The sequence below is a fragment of the Curtobacterium sp. MCBD17_032 genome (assembly GCF_003234855.1).
GTDB lineage: Bacteria > Actinomycetota > Actinomycetes > Actinomycetales > Microbacteriaceae > Curtobacterium.
This window is the reverse complement of record NZ_QKTO01000008.1, coordinates 48,429-63,162: the sequence shown is the minus strand read 5'-3', so window position 1 is coordinate 63,162 and position 14,734 is coordinate 48,429. Positions and strand designations below refer to the sequence as shown.

The window sequence follows — 14,734 nt, the reverse complement described above, 5'->3', positions numbered from 1 at the left end:
ACTCCGGGCGGCCCACCACGGCCGCCCGGAGCCCTGCGTCAGGTGCTGCTGATCCGGGTGTACTTGCGCACCGCCCACGGCACGAACACCGCGAGCATCACAACGATCCCGATGAGCACGGTGGCGATCGGGTGCTGCATCGTCCAGATGTCCGGCACCGGCGCGGACCCCGCATTGCCGAACAGCTGGCGGGCGGCCTGCACGAGCGACGACACCGGGTTCCACTCCGCGAAGACCCGGAGCACGAGCGGCATGGTCTCGCTCGGGACGAACGCGTTCGAGATGAACGTCAGCGGGAACAGGATCATGAACGACGCGTTGTTGATGACCTCCGGCGTCCCCACGCTCATCCCGAGCAGCGCCATCACCCAGCTGAACGCGTAGCTGAACAGCAACAGGAGCCCGACGCCGGCCAGGAACTCGAGCGGCGACGAGGTGACCCGCCACCCCACGGCGAGGCCGGTCGCCATCATGATGACCATCGAGATGGCGTTGAGCACGAGGTCCGACGCCGTCCGGCCGACGAGCACCGCGGACGCCGACATCGGCAACGTGCGGAACCGGTCGATGAGCCCTTCCTTCAGGTCCTGTGCCATCGCGGACCCGGAGAAGGTGGCCCCGAACACGACGGTCTGCGCGAAGATCCCCGCCATCAGGAACTGCGTGTAGTCGGTCCCCTGCACGCTGATCGCCCCGCCGTAGACCTGGCTGAACAGCAGCACGAACATGATCGGCTGGAGCACGGCGAACACGAGCATGTCCGGCGAGCGCTTGAGCTTCGTGAGGTTCCGCTTCGTGACGACCCATCCGTCCTCGATCCACACCGCGAGCGGGGACGTCACGACGACGGGCAGCTGCCGGCCGAGGGCCGACCCGGTGGGCGTCGCGGTCACCGGCTCCGCTCCCGTCCGGCACCCGCCGCCAGGTGTGGGTCGGCGCCGGCGTCCGGGGCACCGGGCGATGCTGCCCCGGCCCCGGCGGTGCCGTCGTCCGGCGGTGGTGCTCCGCTGCCCCGCCGGGAGGCCCGGTCCGCGCCCGACCCGTCGCCCGCCTCCGCCTCGTCGGCCGTCGCCGCGTGTCCGGTCAACCGGAGGAACACGTCGTCCAGGGTCGGCCGGCGCATGCCCGCGTCGTGCAAGGCGACGCCGGCCGCACCGAGGTCGGCCAGGACCCGTTGCAGTGCCGCCGGCCCGGCGTCGACCGCGACCGCGAGGGACCGGCCGTCACCGCTCGTCTCGACCTCCCCGGTGCCGCGTCGGCGGAGGACGGCGGTCGCGGTGTCGCCGTCGGCGGCGTCCACCAGGGTCACCGCGACCCGGTGCCCGCCCACCTGCGCCTTGAGTTCGTCGGAGGTGCCCTCGGCGATCACCCGCCCGTCGTCGATCACCGCGATGTCGTCGGCGAGCTGGTCGGCCTCCTCCAGGTACTGCGTCGTGAGGAGCACCGTCGCGCCGTCGGCGACGAGGTCCTCGATGATCCCCCAGAGCGCGAGACGGCTGCGCGGGTCGAGACCGGTCGTCGGTTCGTCGAGGAACAACACGCGTGGGTTCATCACGAGCGCCCCGGCCAGGTCGATCCGTCGGCGCATGCCGCCCGAGAAGCCCTTGACGGGTCGGTCCCCTGCTTCGGCGAGCCCGAACACGTCGATGAGCTCCCGGGCTCGGGCCCGGGCTGCCCGGCGGCCCAGGTGGTACAGCCGACCGACCATCTCGAGGTTCTCGGCCCCGGTGAGGTTCTCGTCGACGGCGGCGTACTGTCCGGAGACGCCGATCGCCCGGCGGGCGGCCTGCGGGTCGGCGACGACGTCCGTCCCGGCGACCGTCGCGGTGCCGGAGTCCGGGACCACCAGGGTCGTGAGGACCTTCACGGTCGTGGTCTTCCCGGCGCCGTTCGGGCCGAGCAGTGCGGTGACGGTGCCCTCCGGCACCGAGAGGTCGAGGCCCGCCAACGCGTGGACGGGCCCCGACTTCGACGTGTACGTCTTGGTGAGGCCGGTGGCCTCGATGATCGCCATGTCGCTCCTTCGTGACCGGCTGGACAGGAGGGGCCGGTGGGAGCGCTGGCGTCACTCAGACGTCGAAGCCACCACCGAAGTCGCCGCCGAAGTCCTGGTCGAACCCGCCGCCGTCGTTCGAACCGCCGAAGTCGGATCCGCCATCGCCCCAGGAGGCGTTCTCGTACCCGCCGCCGTCGGACGCACCGCCGTCACCGGATCCGTCACCAGTGTCCCCCTGACCGCCGTCGTCCGCAGCCCCTGCATCGGTTCCACCGTCGAACGACCCGGGGTCCGGCAGGAAGGCGCTCATCAGGGCGGACCCGATCACGTAGCCGCCGACCGTGCCGAGCAGGGAGGCGCCGAGCATGCTGCCGAAGCCGGATCCCTGCCGTCCGCCGAACCCGCCGCCGATGCCGCCGAGCGAGCGCTCCATGTACCCGGGCTGGCGGAGCTCGGAGCGGGTCGCCGACTGGGCCAGGGAGCGGGGGTCGTCGCCGCGCGGGGCCTCACCGGCCGGTGCGGTGCGCGTGAACTCCTCGTAGACCATACGGCGCTGCTCGGGGGTGAGCTGCGCGAAGGCCTCCGCGTGCACCTCCTCGATGCGCTCGGGCGGAGCGGTGCGGAGCAGGTAGCGGTAGCGCGCGACGGCGCGCTCGTCCTCGCCGCCCTGCTGCGGAGCGCCGTACGGCTGCTGCGGCGCTCCGTACGGCTGCTGGTAGGACTGCTGGCCGTACTGGTACCCCTGCTGCTGTCCACCGCCTGGGCGAGGCTGTGCCGGACGCTCCTCGCGGCCGAGCAGACGGTCGAGGAATCCCATGACGTGCTCCTTCGTGCGGACACCGTGTCCACTGGCGCCCACGGTAGGCACCGTCGGCTTGGACTGACTGGGTGTGCGCTCAGAAGCAGCCGCAGAGCGTCACCGCTCCTCCTTCGCACCGAGCAGTGCGGCGGACCAGACCGTCGACAGTTCGTCCGCGGCCCCCGGGTGCACCACGAGGAACGGAGCCCCGAGCGGCGGGAACTCGGACACCGGGCCGTCCAGGGTCAGGACGACCCCGCCGGCCTCGTGCACGAGCAGGACCGCGGCACCGTGGTCGACCGGGTCGAACGCCGGCGTGCAGGCACCGATCCCCCGCCCCGCCGCGACCTGCGCGATGGTCAGCGTGCCGGAACCGGTCACCCGCACCGAGCACGACCGTGCGGCGAGCGCCGCGACGAACGCGGCGAACCCGGGCCACGGGCGGTGTCCGTCGAGCTCGGTGCCGACCACCGCCCCCGCGAGGGCGCGCGGGCTGTCGTCGAGGCGCAGGACCCGGTCCCGCTCGGTGGCACCGCGGCCTCGGCGTGCCTCGAGGACCTCGCCGCGCCACGGGTCCGCGACCACGCCGACGACGGGCCGCCCGGAACGCGTCAGGCACAGCGAGGTGCTCGTCCACGGCACGCCGTTCGCCAGGTTCGTGCTGCCGTCCACGGGGTCCAGGTACCAGCGGTGCTCGTCGCCGGGTGCTGCCCCGTACTCCTCGCCCGTGAAGCCGTGCTCCGGGAACACCGCCCGCACCCGGCCGCGGACGTGCTGCTCGATGGCCCGGTCCACGTCGACGACCCGGGCGGCGGCGTCGCCGGCGTCCGTGCTGATCCGGTGCTCCCGCGTGAACGCGATCACCTCGTGCGCGATGCGGTGTGCCAGGGCCTGCGCTCGTCCGGCGACCTCGGGCTCGGTCGGCTTCCGGCGCGGGACCGTCCAGCCGTCCCGCTCCGCGGCGGCGAGCGCGGCCTGCACCGTGGCCACGTCCTCGGTGACCAGCACGTCCGCTCCGAGCCGGGTCGCCCACCGCGTCGGCTCGGGCTCGTCGACGGTCCACACCGCGACGCCGAGGCCCAGGGCGTGGGCGGCCCGCACCGTCGCCGGGGTGAGGAAGGCGACGTCGAGATCGAGCGTCGATGGCCGCACCGCCTCGAGGTGCGCAGCCGTCGGGGGCGCGAGCGTGTCCCACGGCAGCCACACGTCGGCGGCGGGCAGCAGCGCCCGCACGGCCGTCATCGCGTCGGCGGTCCCCCGCCAGGCGACGGGCACCGTGCCCGCCGCGCCCTGCACGGTGCGGACCGCGACCGCGGCGTCGGCAGGGTCGGCGAGCGAGACCAGCAGGGACGCCGAGCAGCCCTCCAGCCGCTCGAGCACGGCGTCGAGCCGCGGGATGCGGTCGAGCCCGTTGCCGAGCCGGGCGACGTCGCACCAGGACACGTCGGACACCCGGCGGCCGTCGCCCCACATCCGGCCGAGGGTCTCGTCGTGCAGCAGCACCGCGACGTCGTCGGCGGTGCGTCGGACGTCGACCGCGACGACGTCCGCGCCGAGCGCCTCGGCGACCGCGACGGCGGGCAGCGTGTTCTCCCGACGGACACGCGGGGCCCCCCGGGAGGCGACGATCCGCGGCGGACGGAGGCCGGGCCTCCCGGTCGGTGCGGGGGCCGTGCCCTCGAGCGTCGTCACCGCTCCATCGTCGGCGGGCCGTCCCAACGGCACGTGTCGGGACGGTGAACTCCTGGGTGCCCGCCGCATCCCGGCGCCTGCGAGGATGGGGCGGTGGACACTCGTACCTGGGGTTGGCTCGCGGCGGTCGTCGACGTCGTGCTCATCGTGACGTTCGCGGTCATCGGCCGCGGGTCCCACGGCGAACCGTTCGCGCCGCTCGGGCTGTGGACGACCGTGTACCCGTTCCTGGCGGGGTGGGCGATCGCGTACGTGACCTCCGGGGCGTGGGCGCGGCCGCTCGTCACCTGGCCGACCGCGGTCGTGGTCTGGGTCCTGACGGTGTTCGTCGGCCTGGCGATCCGCGTCGCCACCGGGCAGGGTGTGGTGGACGGCAACCCGCTGCCGGTCTCGTTCGTGGTCGTCACGACGATCGTCCTCGGGGTGTTCCTGGTCGGCTGGCGGCTGCTCGCCCGACTGGTGCTGCGCGCCCGGACGCGTCGGACGGACGCCCGCGCAGCCGCACCGACGCCGTAGGGCTAGAAGAGTCCGCCGCGCGGGCGCTCGTCGGGACCGTCCAGTCCGCGGAACATGTCCGAGACGAGCGCGGCGATCTGCGGTTCGACCAGCCGGTCGACGGCCTCGGCGATGCGCTCCCGGTGGTCCGTCAGTGCCAGGCAGACGGCGGTGCCGGTCGACCGCGCACACTCGTCGGACAGCTCGATCTCGTGCCGGAGCGCGGCCTTCGCCTCGTCCGACAGCGGCTCGCGCGGTTCCTGCTCGCTCGCCCCGGTGCCGGTCAGCTCGCCGAGCGTGAACAGGAACGGCTCCCCGGGCTGCGGCTGCGGGTCGACGTCCAGCCCCTGGAACTCGGGTTCGAGTCCCTCCGCCGGCTGGTACCCGGCCCGACGCTTCCGGGCGGCGGCGCGTTCGAGTTCCCGCTGCAGGAGCGGCAGGTTCCGTGCGGTGTACTCGTCGACCGCGTCCTCGACGATGGCGGACATCCGGCCGATCAGCGCGTGCTGCACGGGGTGCGGCACGTCCGGCCCGAAGCCCGCGGCCGCCGCGATCGGCGAACCGGTGCAGCGTCGGCAGATGCGGGTGCGCGGGCGGGCCGAGCCGATCTGCCACCGCGGCAGCCACCGCAGCCAGACGTCGACGGCGTTCCGCACGCGCCCGTCGATGCCGTCCATCCCGTCAGCGTAGGCGGCGCGCCCGGGATCCGCGCCCAAGCGCGGGGCGGGTCCGCACGGGAGGCCCGGTGGACGTCCGTCGGGGCGGTCCGGACGGACGGGCGCGTACGGGTCAGACCGCTTCGGTCACGAAGTCGCGCGCGCCCCGCTCATGCGACGCGCCAGCGGCGCGCGGCGCCAGCGCCGACCGAGCTCGCGAGGGCGGTTGATCATGGTGCTTCGGTCACGAAGTCGATCAACTCCTCGACCCGGCCGAGCAACTGCGGCTCGAGGTCGGCGAAGGTCCGCACCTGCCCGAGGATGCGCTGCCACGCCCGGGCGATGTCGGCCTGCTCCGCGTGCGGCCACCCGAGCGCCTGGCAGATGCCGGCCTTCCACTCGATCGAGCGCGGGACGGTGGGCCACTCGCGCAGCCCCACGCGCGCGGGCTTCACCGACTGCCAGACGTCCACGAACGGGTGCCCGACGACGAGCACGTGCGCGCCCCACTTCCCGCGCATCACGGCGTCGGCGAACCGGGACTCCTTCGAGCCCGGCACGAGGTGGTCCACGAGTACGCCGACCCGACGCTCCCGGTTCGGCCGGAAGTCGTCGAGGACGTCGGCCAGGTTGTCGACACCGGAGAGCTCCTCGACGACGACCCCCTCGACGCGGAGGTCCGCTCCCCACACCTTCTCGACGAGCTCGGCGTCGTGCTTGCCCTCGACCATGATCCGTGAGGGCAGGGCGACGCGGGCGCGCTGCTGTTCGACCGCGAACGACCCGGACGCGGTGCGGAGGCGACCGCCCTCGGGTGCACGCCGGACCGCCGGGGCCGCACCGGGCCTCCCGTCCGGACCGGCCGTCCTGGCCAGCGGTGCCGCGGCGGCGGAGCGGCCGACGGGTGCCTGCGGGCGGGTCAGCGTGACGAGTTCGCCCTCGAGCAGGAACTGCCCGGTGAAGGGGAAGGCGCGGGTACGGCCCTTCCAGTCCTCGAGCGACACGTTGCCGGCCTCGAGCCCGACGACGGCGCCGGCCCAGCCACTGGCCGGGTCCTCGAGCACCATGTCCCGTTCGAGCGGCACCTGCCGCACCTTCCGCACGCCCCGCGAGCGCCAGTCGCCCGAGAGCACGTCACTGCCGTACCGGTCCTCGTCCACCCGCACGAGCGTACTGTCGACGGGCGGCAGGACGACGTCGACCGGCCGGTCCCCCACCATCACGACGGAAGGCACACGCCCGTGCGCGCAACAGTCATCCACGCCCCTCGCGACATCCGCGTCGAAGAGCGTGACGCCCCGACGATCATCGACCCGACCGACGCCGTGGTCCGCGTCACCGCGGCCTGCGTCTGCGGCTCCGACCTCTGGCCGTACCGCGGGGTGCGCGACACGACCGAGCCGCGGGCGATCGGCCACGAGTTCGTCGGCGTCGTCGACCAGGTCGGCGAGGCCGTGTCGGACCTGCACGTCGGCGACTTCGTCATCGCCCCGTTCACCACGAACGACGGCACCTGCCAGGCCTGCGCGCACGGCATGACGAGCGGCTGCGAGCACCGCTCGACGTTCGGCGTGACGCCGGACGCGTACGGGCACCCGCTCGGCGGCGCACAGGCGGAGTACGTCCGCGTGCCGGACGCGGCGGCCACGCTCGTCGTCGTGCCGGGTCCCGTCGACGACGACCTCGTGCCGTCCCTGCTGACGCTGTCCGACGTCTTCTCGACCGGACACCACGCCGCCGTCTCCGCCGAAGTCGGCCCCGGCAAGACCGTCGTCGTGGTCGGCGACGGCGCGGTCGGCCTGTCCGGCGTCCTCGCGGCGGCACGGCTCGGCGCGGAGCGGATCATCGCCATGAGCCGGCACGCGGACCGGCAGGCCCTGGCGCGCGAGTTCGGTGCCACCGACATCGTGGAGGCGCGGGGTGACGAAGGCGTCCAGGCGGTGCGGGACCTGCTCGGCGGCGACCTGGCGGACTGCGCGCTCGAGGCCGTCGGCACCGCGGAGAGCATGGACCAGGCGCTGCGGGTCGTCCGGCCGGGCGGCAACGTCGGCTACGTCGGCGTGCCCGCGGGTGACCCGGAGCTGCCGATGCCGTTCCTGTTCGCGCAGAACATCACGGTCGGTGGCGGGATGGCGCCCGCCCGCGCCTACATCGAGGAGCTGCTCCCCGACGTCCTCGCGCGGACGATCGACCCGGGCCGGGTGTTCGACCTCGAACTGCCGCTCGACGACGCGGCCGAGGCGTACGCGGCGATGGACGAGCGCCGGGCGATCAAGGTGCTGCTCCGGCCGTAGGGACCCCTTCGGCGGGGTCAGTCGTGGACCGCGAGCACCCGGTGTGGGGACGCCGACTCCGCCCGCCAGCCCGGTGGCAGCGCGGCGGCGAGTTCCGGCACCGTGAAGCTCCGCCGGATGGAGCGCAGCCCGTCCTCACGGATGAACGTCCCCGCGGTGACGAACACCGACCCGACCGCGTACAGCCGGTAGGCCGCGGCCGATCGCCGGATGTCGGAGTGCACGCTGCGAGCTCCCGCGAGCGCCGCGGAGTCGCGCAGGAAGCCGTTCCGCTCGGCGTCGTCGAGGTGGTGCAGCACGTGGTTCGAGACGACCACGTCGAACCGCTCGCCGGCGGCCACGAGTTCGGCGCTCGACTGCTGCCGGAACGTGACGCCGGGCGCCGCCGATCGCTCGGCCGCCCGGATCGCCCGCGGGTCCGGGTCGATGCCGACGACCTCGAGGTCGAAGCCATCACCGCGCGCCCACCGGCTGAGCGACCGGGCGAGGTCACCGCCGCCGCAGCCGAGGTCGAGCACGCGGGCGCGTCCGGTAGCGGGCAACGCGGGCACCACGTGCGTCTGCCACGCCGAGCGCCAGCCGCTCACGGCGGCGTTCACGACCGCGAACCGGCGGTACGTGCGGTCCAGGGTGGCCGGGTCGCAGTCCGGGTCGTCCATGAGCTCACGCAGGTCGACGGCGCGGGTGGACAGGTCGATCCGCGCCGTCACTCCCCCACCACCGTCAGCGCCGCGGCCTCGACCGTCAGGCCCGGTCCGAACGCGAGCGCGACCACCGGGGTGCCGTCGGCCGGGTCGGCGGCCAGTGCCTCGCGGAGGACGAACAGCACCGTCGCGCTCGACATGTTGCCGTGCTCGCGCAGCACCGTCCGGCTGGCCGTCAGGGCGCTCTCGGGCAGGTGCAGGGCGTCCTGGGTCCGGTCGAGGATGGCCCGACCGCCCGGGTGCACCGCCCACACCGGGACGTCGTCCGGGGTCCAGCCGCGCGGGTCGAGGAGCGGGGCGACGGCTTCCTGCGCGTGCACGCCGATGAGCTTCGGGACCTCGGTACTGAGGACCATCTCGAATCCCTCGTCGCCGATGTTCCACGCCATCTCGCTCGCACCCTCCGGCAGCACCATGGTGGTGAACGCATCGAGCCGCAGCCCCGGGCCGCCCGCGGTGACGACCGCGGCGGCGGCCCCGTCCCCGAAGACGCTGTTCGCGACGATCTGGTCGGGGTCCTCCGAGTGCCGCACGTGCAGCGTGCAGAGCTCGGCGCACACGACGAGCACCACCGCGGACGGGTCGGCGCCGACGAACGCGTCCGCGATGCGGAGCGCCGGGAACGCGGCGAAGCACCCCATGAACCCGACGTGCTGCCGGAAGACGTTCCGCGGCAACCCGAGCTCCTCGACGATCGCGAGGTCCGGCCCGGGTTGTGTGAAGCCGGTGCAGGAGACGGTGACCACGTGCGTGACGGTCGCGGGGTCGACAGCGGCACGCTCGAGGGCGTCCCGCGCGGCACCGACGAACAGGGGCGGGGCGAGTTCGCGGAAGCGGTCGTTGCGCATCCCGGTGCTCGGCGAGGTGAGCGCACCGTCGGCGTCCCGGAACGGGCCGGGCGCGGCCGCGGCGTCGAGCTCGGGCAGGACGCTGTGGCGGGAGTCCACCTCGGAGGCGTTGAACGCCGCCGGGACGAGCCGCGACGCCAGCCGCCCCAGGCCGGGCTGGGCGGCGAAGAGGTCCCGGACCTCCGCCTGCCCGAGGGTGGTCCGCGGGACGGCGGTACCGATGGCTCGGATCGTTGCTGACACGCTCCATCCTGTCACCAGGTCGCTGACGTGTCCCCAGGATGGACCGGACGCCGGGTACGGGCACCGCGGCCAGGCGACGACGGACGGGAGGCCCGCGGCGATCCCGCCACGGGCCTCCCGTCCGTCGTGCGCCGCCCTACTGCTGCTGGGCGCGCTCCAGGACGAGCTCGCGGACGCGCGCGGCGTCCGCCTGGCCCTTCATCGCCTTCATGACCGAGCCGATGATCGCGCCGGCGGCCTGCACCTTGCCGTCGCGGATCTTCTGCAGCACGTCGGGCTGGCCGGCGAGGGCCTCGTCGACGGCGGCGGTGAGGGCGCTGTCGTCCGAGACCACCTTGAGTCCGCGCGTCTCGACGACCTGCGCGGGCGAACCCTCGCCGGCGATGACGCCCTCGAGGACCTGACGCGCGAGCCGATCGGTCAGGTCGCCCGACTCCACGAGCGCGATGACCTCGGCGACGTGCTGCGGCGACACGAGGTCACCGGGGGCGGCGTCCCGCGCGTTCGCGACGCGGCTGATCTCACCGGTCCACCACTTGCGGGCGGCCTGCGGAGCGGCACCGGCGTCGACCGTCGCCTGGACCTCGTCGAGGAGCCCGCCGTTGACGACGTCCTGGAACTCGAGGTCGGCGAAGCCCCACTCGCCCTTGAGGCGACGGCGGCGCGCCACCGGAGCCTCGGGCAGGCCGGCGCGGAGCTCCTCGACGAGGGCCGGGTCCGGCACGACGGGCAGCAGGTCGGGCTCCGGGAAGTACCGGTAGTCGTCGGCGTCCGACTTGGGACGTCCGGCCGAGGTGCGACCGGTGTCCTCGTGCCAGTGCCGGGTCTCCTGTGTGATCGTCCCGCCGGCGGCGAGGATCGCGGCCTGGCGCTGGATCTCGTAGCGGATGGCACGCTCGACGGCGCGGAAGGAGTTGACGTTCTTCGTCTCGGTCCGCGTGCCGAGCTCCTCCTGCCCCCACGGGCGCAGCGAGATGTTCGCGTCGCAGCGCAGGTTGCCGCGTTCCATCCGGGCCTCGGAGACGCCGAGCGCGCGGACGAGGTCACGGATGACCTGCACGTACGCGGCACCGAGCTCGGGGGCGCGGTCCTTCGCGCCGAAGATGGGCTTCGTGACGATCTCGACGAGCGGGACACCGGCGCGGTTGTAGTCCACCAGGGAGTACTCGGCGCCCTGGATCCGACCGGTGGCGCCGCCGACGTGGGTCAGCTTGCCGGCGTCCTCCTCCATGTGGGCGCGCTCGATGGGCACCTGGAAGATCGTGCCATCGGCCAGTTCGACCTCGACCTCGCCCTCGAACGCGATCGGCTCGTCGTACTGCGAGATCTGGTAGTTCTTCGGGTTGTCCGGGTAGAAGTAGTTCTTCCGCGCGAACCGCGAACTCTCGGCGATCGAGCAGCCGAGCGCGAGGCCGAGCTGGATCGAGTACCGCACGGCCTGCTCGTTGACGACCGGCAGGGACCCGGGCAACCCGAGGTCGACCGGGGTCACGTTCGTGTTCGGCTCGCCACCGAAGAAGTTCGGCGCGTCCGAGAACATCTTGGTCTTCGTCGCGAGTTCGACGTGCACCTCGAAGCCGAGGACCGGCTCGAACCGCTCGATCGCCTCGTCGAAGTCCATGAGTGCGTCCTTGGCCATCAGATGACACCTTCCTCTGCGGCGGACTGCTGTGCGGCGTCCAGGTCCGGGATCCGGGAGATGAGCGGGGCACCCCACTGCTGTTCGAGCAGCCGCTCGAGGGTGGCGCCGACGCGGTAGAGCCGGGCGTCCTCGCGCTGCGGGGCCATGAGCTGCACGCCGGTCGGCAGCGAGTCCTCCGGGGCCAGGCCGTTCGGGATGCTCATGCCCGGCACGCCCGCCAGGTTCGCCGGGATCGTGGTGAGGTCGTTGAGGTACATCGCGAGCGGGTCGTCGATGCGCTCGCCGATCCGGAACGCCGTGGTCGGCGCGGACGGGCTGATGAGCAGGTCGACCTGGTCGAACGCGGCGGTGAAGTCCCGCTGCACCAGCGTGCGGACCTTCTGCGCGCTGCCGTAGTAGGCGTCGTAGTAGCCGGCGCTGAGGGCGTAGGTGCCGAGGATGATGCGGCGCTTGACCTCCGGACCGAAGCCGGCCTCGCGCGTGGCGGCCATGACGTCCTCGACCGTGGCCCCGCCCTCGGGCGTGACCCGCAGGCCGAAGCGCACGGAGTCGAACTTGGCGAGGTTCGACGACGCCTCGGCCGGGAGGATCAGGTAGTACGCGCTGATCGCGTACGCGAACGAGGGCGCGTCGATCTCGACGACGACCGCGCCGGCCGACTCGAGCAGCGCCACGGTCTCCTGGAAGCGCTGCGTCACACCGGCCTGGAAGCCCTCGCCACCGGCGAGCTCCTTCACGACGCCGATGCGGACGCCCTGCAGCGACTCGGCCTGCAGGCCCTCGCGGGCCGCGGCGGCGAACGACGGCCACTCCTGCCGGAGCGACGTGGAGTCCTTCGGGTCGTGCCCGCCGATGACGTCGTGCAGGAGCGCGGCGTCGAGGACGGTGCGGGACACCGGGCCGATCTGGTCGAGGCTCGACGCGAGCGCGATCGCGCCGTAGCGGCTGACGCCGCCGTACGTCGGCTTGACGCCGACGGTGCCCGTGACGGCCCCCGGCTGGCGGATCGAGCCGCCGGTGTCGGACCCGAGGGCGATCGGCGCCTCGTGCGCGGCGACCGCTGCGGCCGACCCACCGCCGGAGCCGCCGGGGATGCGGTCGAGGTCCCACGGGTTGCGCGTCGGTCCGTACGCCGAGAACTCGGTCGACGAGCCCATGGCGAACTCGTCCATGTTCGTCTTGCCGAGCGGCACGAGTCCGGCACGGCGGAGCTTCGCGACCGGGGTGGCGTCGTACGGCGGCACCCAGCCCTCGAGGATCTTCGAGCCCGAGGTGGTGGGCATGTCCTGCGTGCACAGGACGTCCTTCACGGCGATCGGCACGCCGGCGAGCGGCCCGAGGTCGTCCCCGGCGGCACGGCGCGTGTCGATCGACGCAGCCGCGGCGAGTGCGTTCTGGTTCACGTGCAGGAACGCGTGGACGTCCCCGTCGACGGCGGCGATGCGGTCGAGGTGCGCCTGGGTCGCCTCGACGCTCGAGACGTCGCGGGCCACCAGGGCGTCTGCGAGCGCAGCAGCGCTCAGCGTGGTGATGTCGTCGGTCACTGTTCCGCCTACTGTTCTTCGCCGAGGATCGCCGTGACGCGGAAGCGCTCGCCGTCCGAGTCGGGGGCGCCCGAGAGGGCCTGCTCCTGGGTCAGCGTCTGGCCGACCACGTCGGGGCGGGAGACGTTCTCGAGCGGGACCGGGTGGCTCGTCGCGGGGACGTCCGGGGTCGCGACCTCGGTGACCTTCGCGACGCTGTCGACGATGAGTGACAGCTCCTCGGTCATCTTCTCGATCTCGTCGGGCGTGAGTGCGATACGTGCGAGGTCCGCCAGGTGGGCGACCTGCTCGCTCGTGATGTCAGGCATGGTGCTCCGTCGATCGGTTCGTGGAATGGCGCCAGTCTATTGGCAGCCCCGGCGGGCGCGGGATCGCCTGTGGACGGCGTCCCGCGCAGCGTCGGCCCGGGGTCACCGACCGACACCGCGTGCGTCGCGGTGGGTCACGTCCACCACGGCCGGTGTCAGTCGCGCGGCTGGAGGTCCTGCGGACGGACGAGGTACATGTCCGGGGTCGCCTGGACGACACCGCCGTCCGGACCGTCGCCGTGGTGGTGCTCGTGCCGGACCAGGTCGCCCCGGCCGACCCCGATGAGTGCCACGTCGTGCAGCGAGGCGGTGCCTGGCTTGAGGTAGTCGTTGTGGCCGAAGGGCTGCCGGAACACGGCACCACCGTCGGGGTCGTCGGCGGCGAGGAGGTCGAGCCGCGCCGCGCCGAACGCGGTGAGTCCGGGGTCGGTGCCGAAGAAGCCGGTGCCGGCCACCGGGTCCCAGTGCGCTCCGCCCACGTACACCTGGCCCCGGGTCACCGCGAGCTGGTCCGCCGCCGTGACCGAGCTGCCCGGCGAGCCGAGCATGGTGAGACTGTCGACCGAGACCCGTCCCGACGAGAGCGCGATCATCGCCGTGGTGGACCCGTACGAGTGCGCCACGACGCCGAGCCGGGGCTCGGCGTCCGCCCGGACGGACCGGATGCCGTCGAGCGTCCGCACGAGCCGGTCGGCGCCGAGGTGTGCGAGGTCGAGCGACATGAAGTCCGAGATGCCCGGTGTGCGGTACCCCATCCAGGCCAGGACCGCCACCCCGGGCCCGTTCGCGGGAGCCGTCACGGGCGCGAGCGTCGCCTGCTCCCGGTACACGTCGCCGGCGGTCGCGGTGAAGTCCGCCATCTGCCCGTTCACGGTGAAGAAGATGCCCGGCACGACGACCGACACGTGTCCGGCCGTCCCGATGTCACCGACCGAGATCGCGCACCGACCGCTCCCCCGCGTGTCCAGCGTGACGAGGTACTTGCGCGGGTCGCCGGGCTCCTGCTCGAGCGACTCCTGCACCTGTCCGAGCATCGCGGCCAGCGCCGTCGGGGCCTGCGGGTCGGCGAGTTCCGACGCCAGCACCGCACGGTTCGCCGTGTCCCGCACCGCGAACGGGACCCCGTCCAGGTTGCCGACGACCGCCGGAGCGCCGTCGGTGAGGACGCTCCGTGTCGCCGGGGACAGCGCCGACCACCACGCCGTCACCGCGTCGGTGGCCGGCGGGTCGTCCATCGCGGTGGTGAGCACCCGTCCGTCGGTGTCGGCTGCCCGGAGGACCGTCGGCGGTGCCGCTGCGAGGACCTCGAGCCAGCGCTGCCCGGTGGCGTCGGCGAGCGTGTCGACGGCGCGGGCGGGCGCGACCTCCGGAGGCGCGTGCCGCATGGGGGCGGACGCGACCGTCCGGACGACGGCGACGGTGGGCACGGCCGGGGCCTCGACCACTCCCTGCGAGTGCATCGAGGCGGTCAGCAGTGCCGCGGCGATGAGCAGCAAACGGGTCTCCCCCTGGA

14 protein-coding genes are annotated in these 14,734 nt (G+C 73.5%); 2 read left to right on the top strand and 12 right to left on the bottom strand.

Annotated elements, in window-relative coordinates; translation table 11 throughout:
• Positions 1-38: 38 nt before the first annotated feature.
• From DEI91_RS11560 to DEI91_RS11545, 4 genes are all read right to left on the bottom strand, one after another.
• Positions 39-893, bottom strand: a complete 855-nt coding sequence (locus DEI91_RS11560; RefSeq protein WP_375537684.1) for an ABC transporter permease — start codon at positions 891-893, stop codon at positions 39-41.
• A complete protein-coding gene (locus DEI91_RS11555; protein WP_111052436.1) occupies positions 890-2,014 on the bottom strand; it encodes an ATP-binding cassette domain-containing protein in 1,125 nt (374 codons plus the stop codon). The genes DEI91_RS11560 and DEI91_RS11555 overlap by 4 nt, the downstream gene beginning before the upstream one ends.
• Positions 2,015-2,069: 55 nt before the next feature.
• Positions 2,070-2,813, bottom strand: a complete 744-nt coding sequence (locus DEI91_RS11550; protein WP_111052487.1) for a hypothetical protein — start codon at positions 2,811-2,813, stop codon at positions 2,070-2,072.
• A 99-nt stretch (positions 2,814-2,912) separates the two neighbouring features.
• On the bottom strand, positions 2,913-4,487 hold the full coding sequence (locus DEI91_RS11545; protein WP_181439584.1) for an inositol monophosphatase family protein: 1,575 nt from the start codon (positions 4,485-4,487) through the stop codon (positions 2,913-2,915).
• 93 nt (positions 4,488-4,580) lie between these two features.
• Here DEI91_RS11545 and DEI91_RS11540 point away from each other — a divergent pair, with 93 nt between their 5' ends.
• Entirely contained in the window at positions 4,581-5,003 is a 423-nt protein-coding gene (locus tag DEI91_RS11540) for a DUF3054 domain-containing protein (protein ID WP_111052434.1), read from the top strand.
• Positions 5,004-5,005: 2 nt separating this feature from the next.
• Here DEI91_RS11540 and DEI91_RS11535 read toward each other — a convergent pair whose 3' ends face one another.
• Together DEI91_RS11535 and DEI91_RS11530 are read right to left on the bottom strand one after the other, a co-directional pair.
• Positions 5,006-5,659, bottom strand: coding sequence for a spermidine/putrescine ABC transporter substrate-binding protein (locus DEI91_RS11535; protein WP_111052433.1), 654 nt, complete (start codon positions 5,657-5,659; stop codon positions 5,006-5,008).
• Between the two features lie 209 nt (positions 5,660-5,868).
• On the bottom strand, positions 5,869-6,798 hold the full coding sequence (locus tag DEI91_RS11530; RefSeq protein WP_111052486.1) for a DUF3097 domain-containing protein: 930 nt from the start codon (positions 6,796-6,798) through the stop codon (positions 5,869-5,871).
• Between the two features lie 81 nt (positions 6,799-6,879).
• On the opposite strand from DEI91_RS11530, the gene DEI91_RS11525 reads away from it, so the two are divergent.
• Positions 6,880-7,932: a zinc-dependent alcohol dehydrogenase family protein gene (locus DEI91_RS11525; protein WP_111052432.1), complete on the top strand. Its 1,053-nt coding sequence runs from the start codon at positions 6,880-6,882 to the stop codon at positions 7,930-7,932.
• 17 nt (positions 7,933-7,949) lie between these two features.
• On the opposite strand, the gene DEI91_RS11520 is transcribed toward DEI91_RS11525, so the two are convergent.
• The 6 genes from DEI91_RS11520 to DEI91_RS11495 form a co-directional block, all read right to left on the bottom strand.
• Positions 7,950-8,642, bottom strand: a complete 693-nt coding sequence (locus tag DEI91_RS11520) for a class I SAM-dependent methyltransferase (RefSeq protein WP_258374401.1) — start codon at positions 8,640-8,642, stop codon at positions 7,950-7,952.
• A complete protein-coding gene (locus DEI91_RS11515; RefSeq protein ID WP_111052431.1) occupies positions 8,639-9,727 on the bottom strand; it encodes a type III polyketide synthase in 1,089 nt (362 codons plus the stop codon). Before DEI91_RS11515 ends, DEI91_RS11520 begins: the two co-directional genes overlap by 4 nt.
• A 136-nt stretch (positions 9,728-9,863) precedes the next feature.
• Complete coding sequence (gene gatB, locus DEI91_RS11510; protein WP_111052430.1) at positions 9,864-11,366, bottom strand: Asp-tRNA(Asn)/Glu-tRNA(Gln) amidotransferase subunit GatB; 1,503 nt, start codon at positions 11,364-11,366, stop codon at positions 9,864-9,866.
• A complete protein-coding gene (gene gatA, locus DEI91_RS11505; protein ID WP_111052429.1) occupies positions 11,366-12,913 on the bottom strand; it encodes an Asp-tRNA(Asn)/Glu-tRNA(Gln) amidotransferase subunit GatA in 1,548 nt (515 codons plus the stop codon). Before gatA ends, gatB begins: the two co-directional genes overlap by 1 nt.
• Positions 12,914-12,921: 8 nt before the next feature.
• Positions 12,922-13,221 carry an Asp-tRNA(Asn)/Glu-tRNA(Gln) amidotransferase subunit GatC gene (gene gatC / locus DEI91_RS11500; RefSeq protein WP_111052428.1) on the bottom strand — a complete coding sequence of 100 codons (300 nt, stop codon included), beginning with the start codon at positions 13,219-13,221 and terminating at the stop codon, positions 12,922-12,924.
• Between the two features lie 155 nt (positions 13,222-13,376).
• On the bottom strand, positions 13,377-14,717 hold the full coding sequence (locus DEI91_RS11495) for an alpha/beta hydrolase (protein WP_111052427.1): 1,341 nt from the start codon (positions 14,715-14,717) through the stop codon (positions 13,377-13,379).
• Positions 14,718-14,734: the final 17 nt, after the last annotated feature.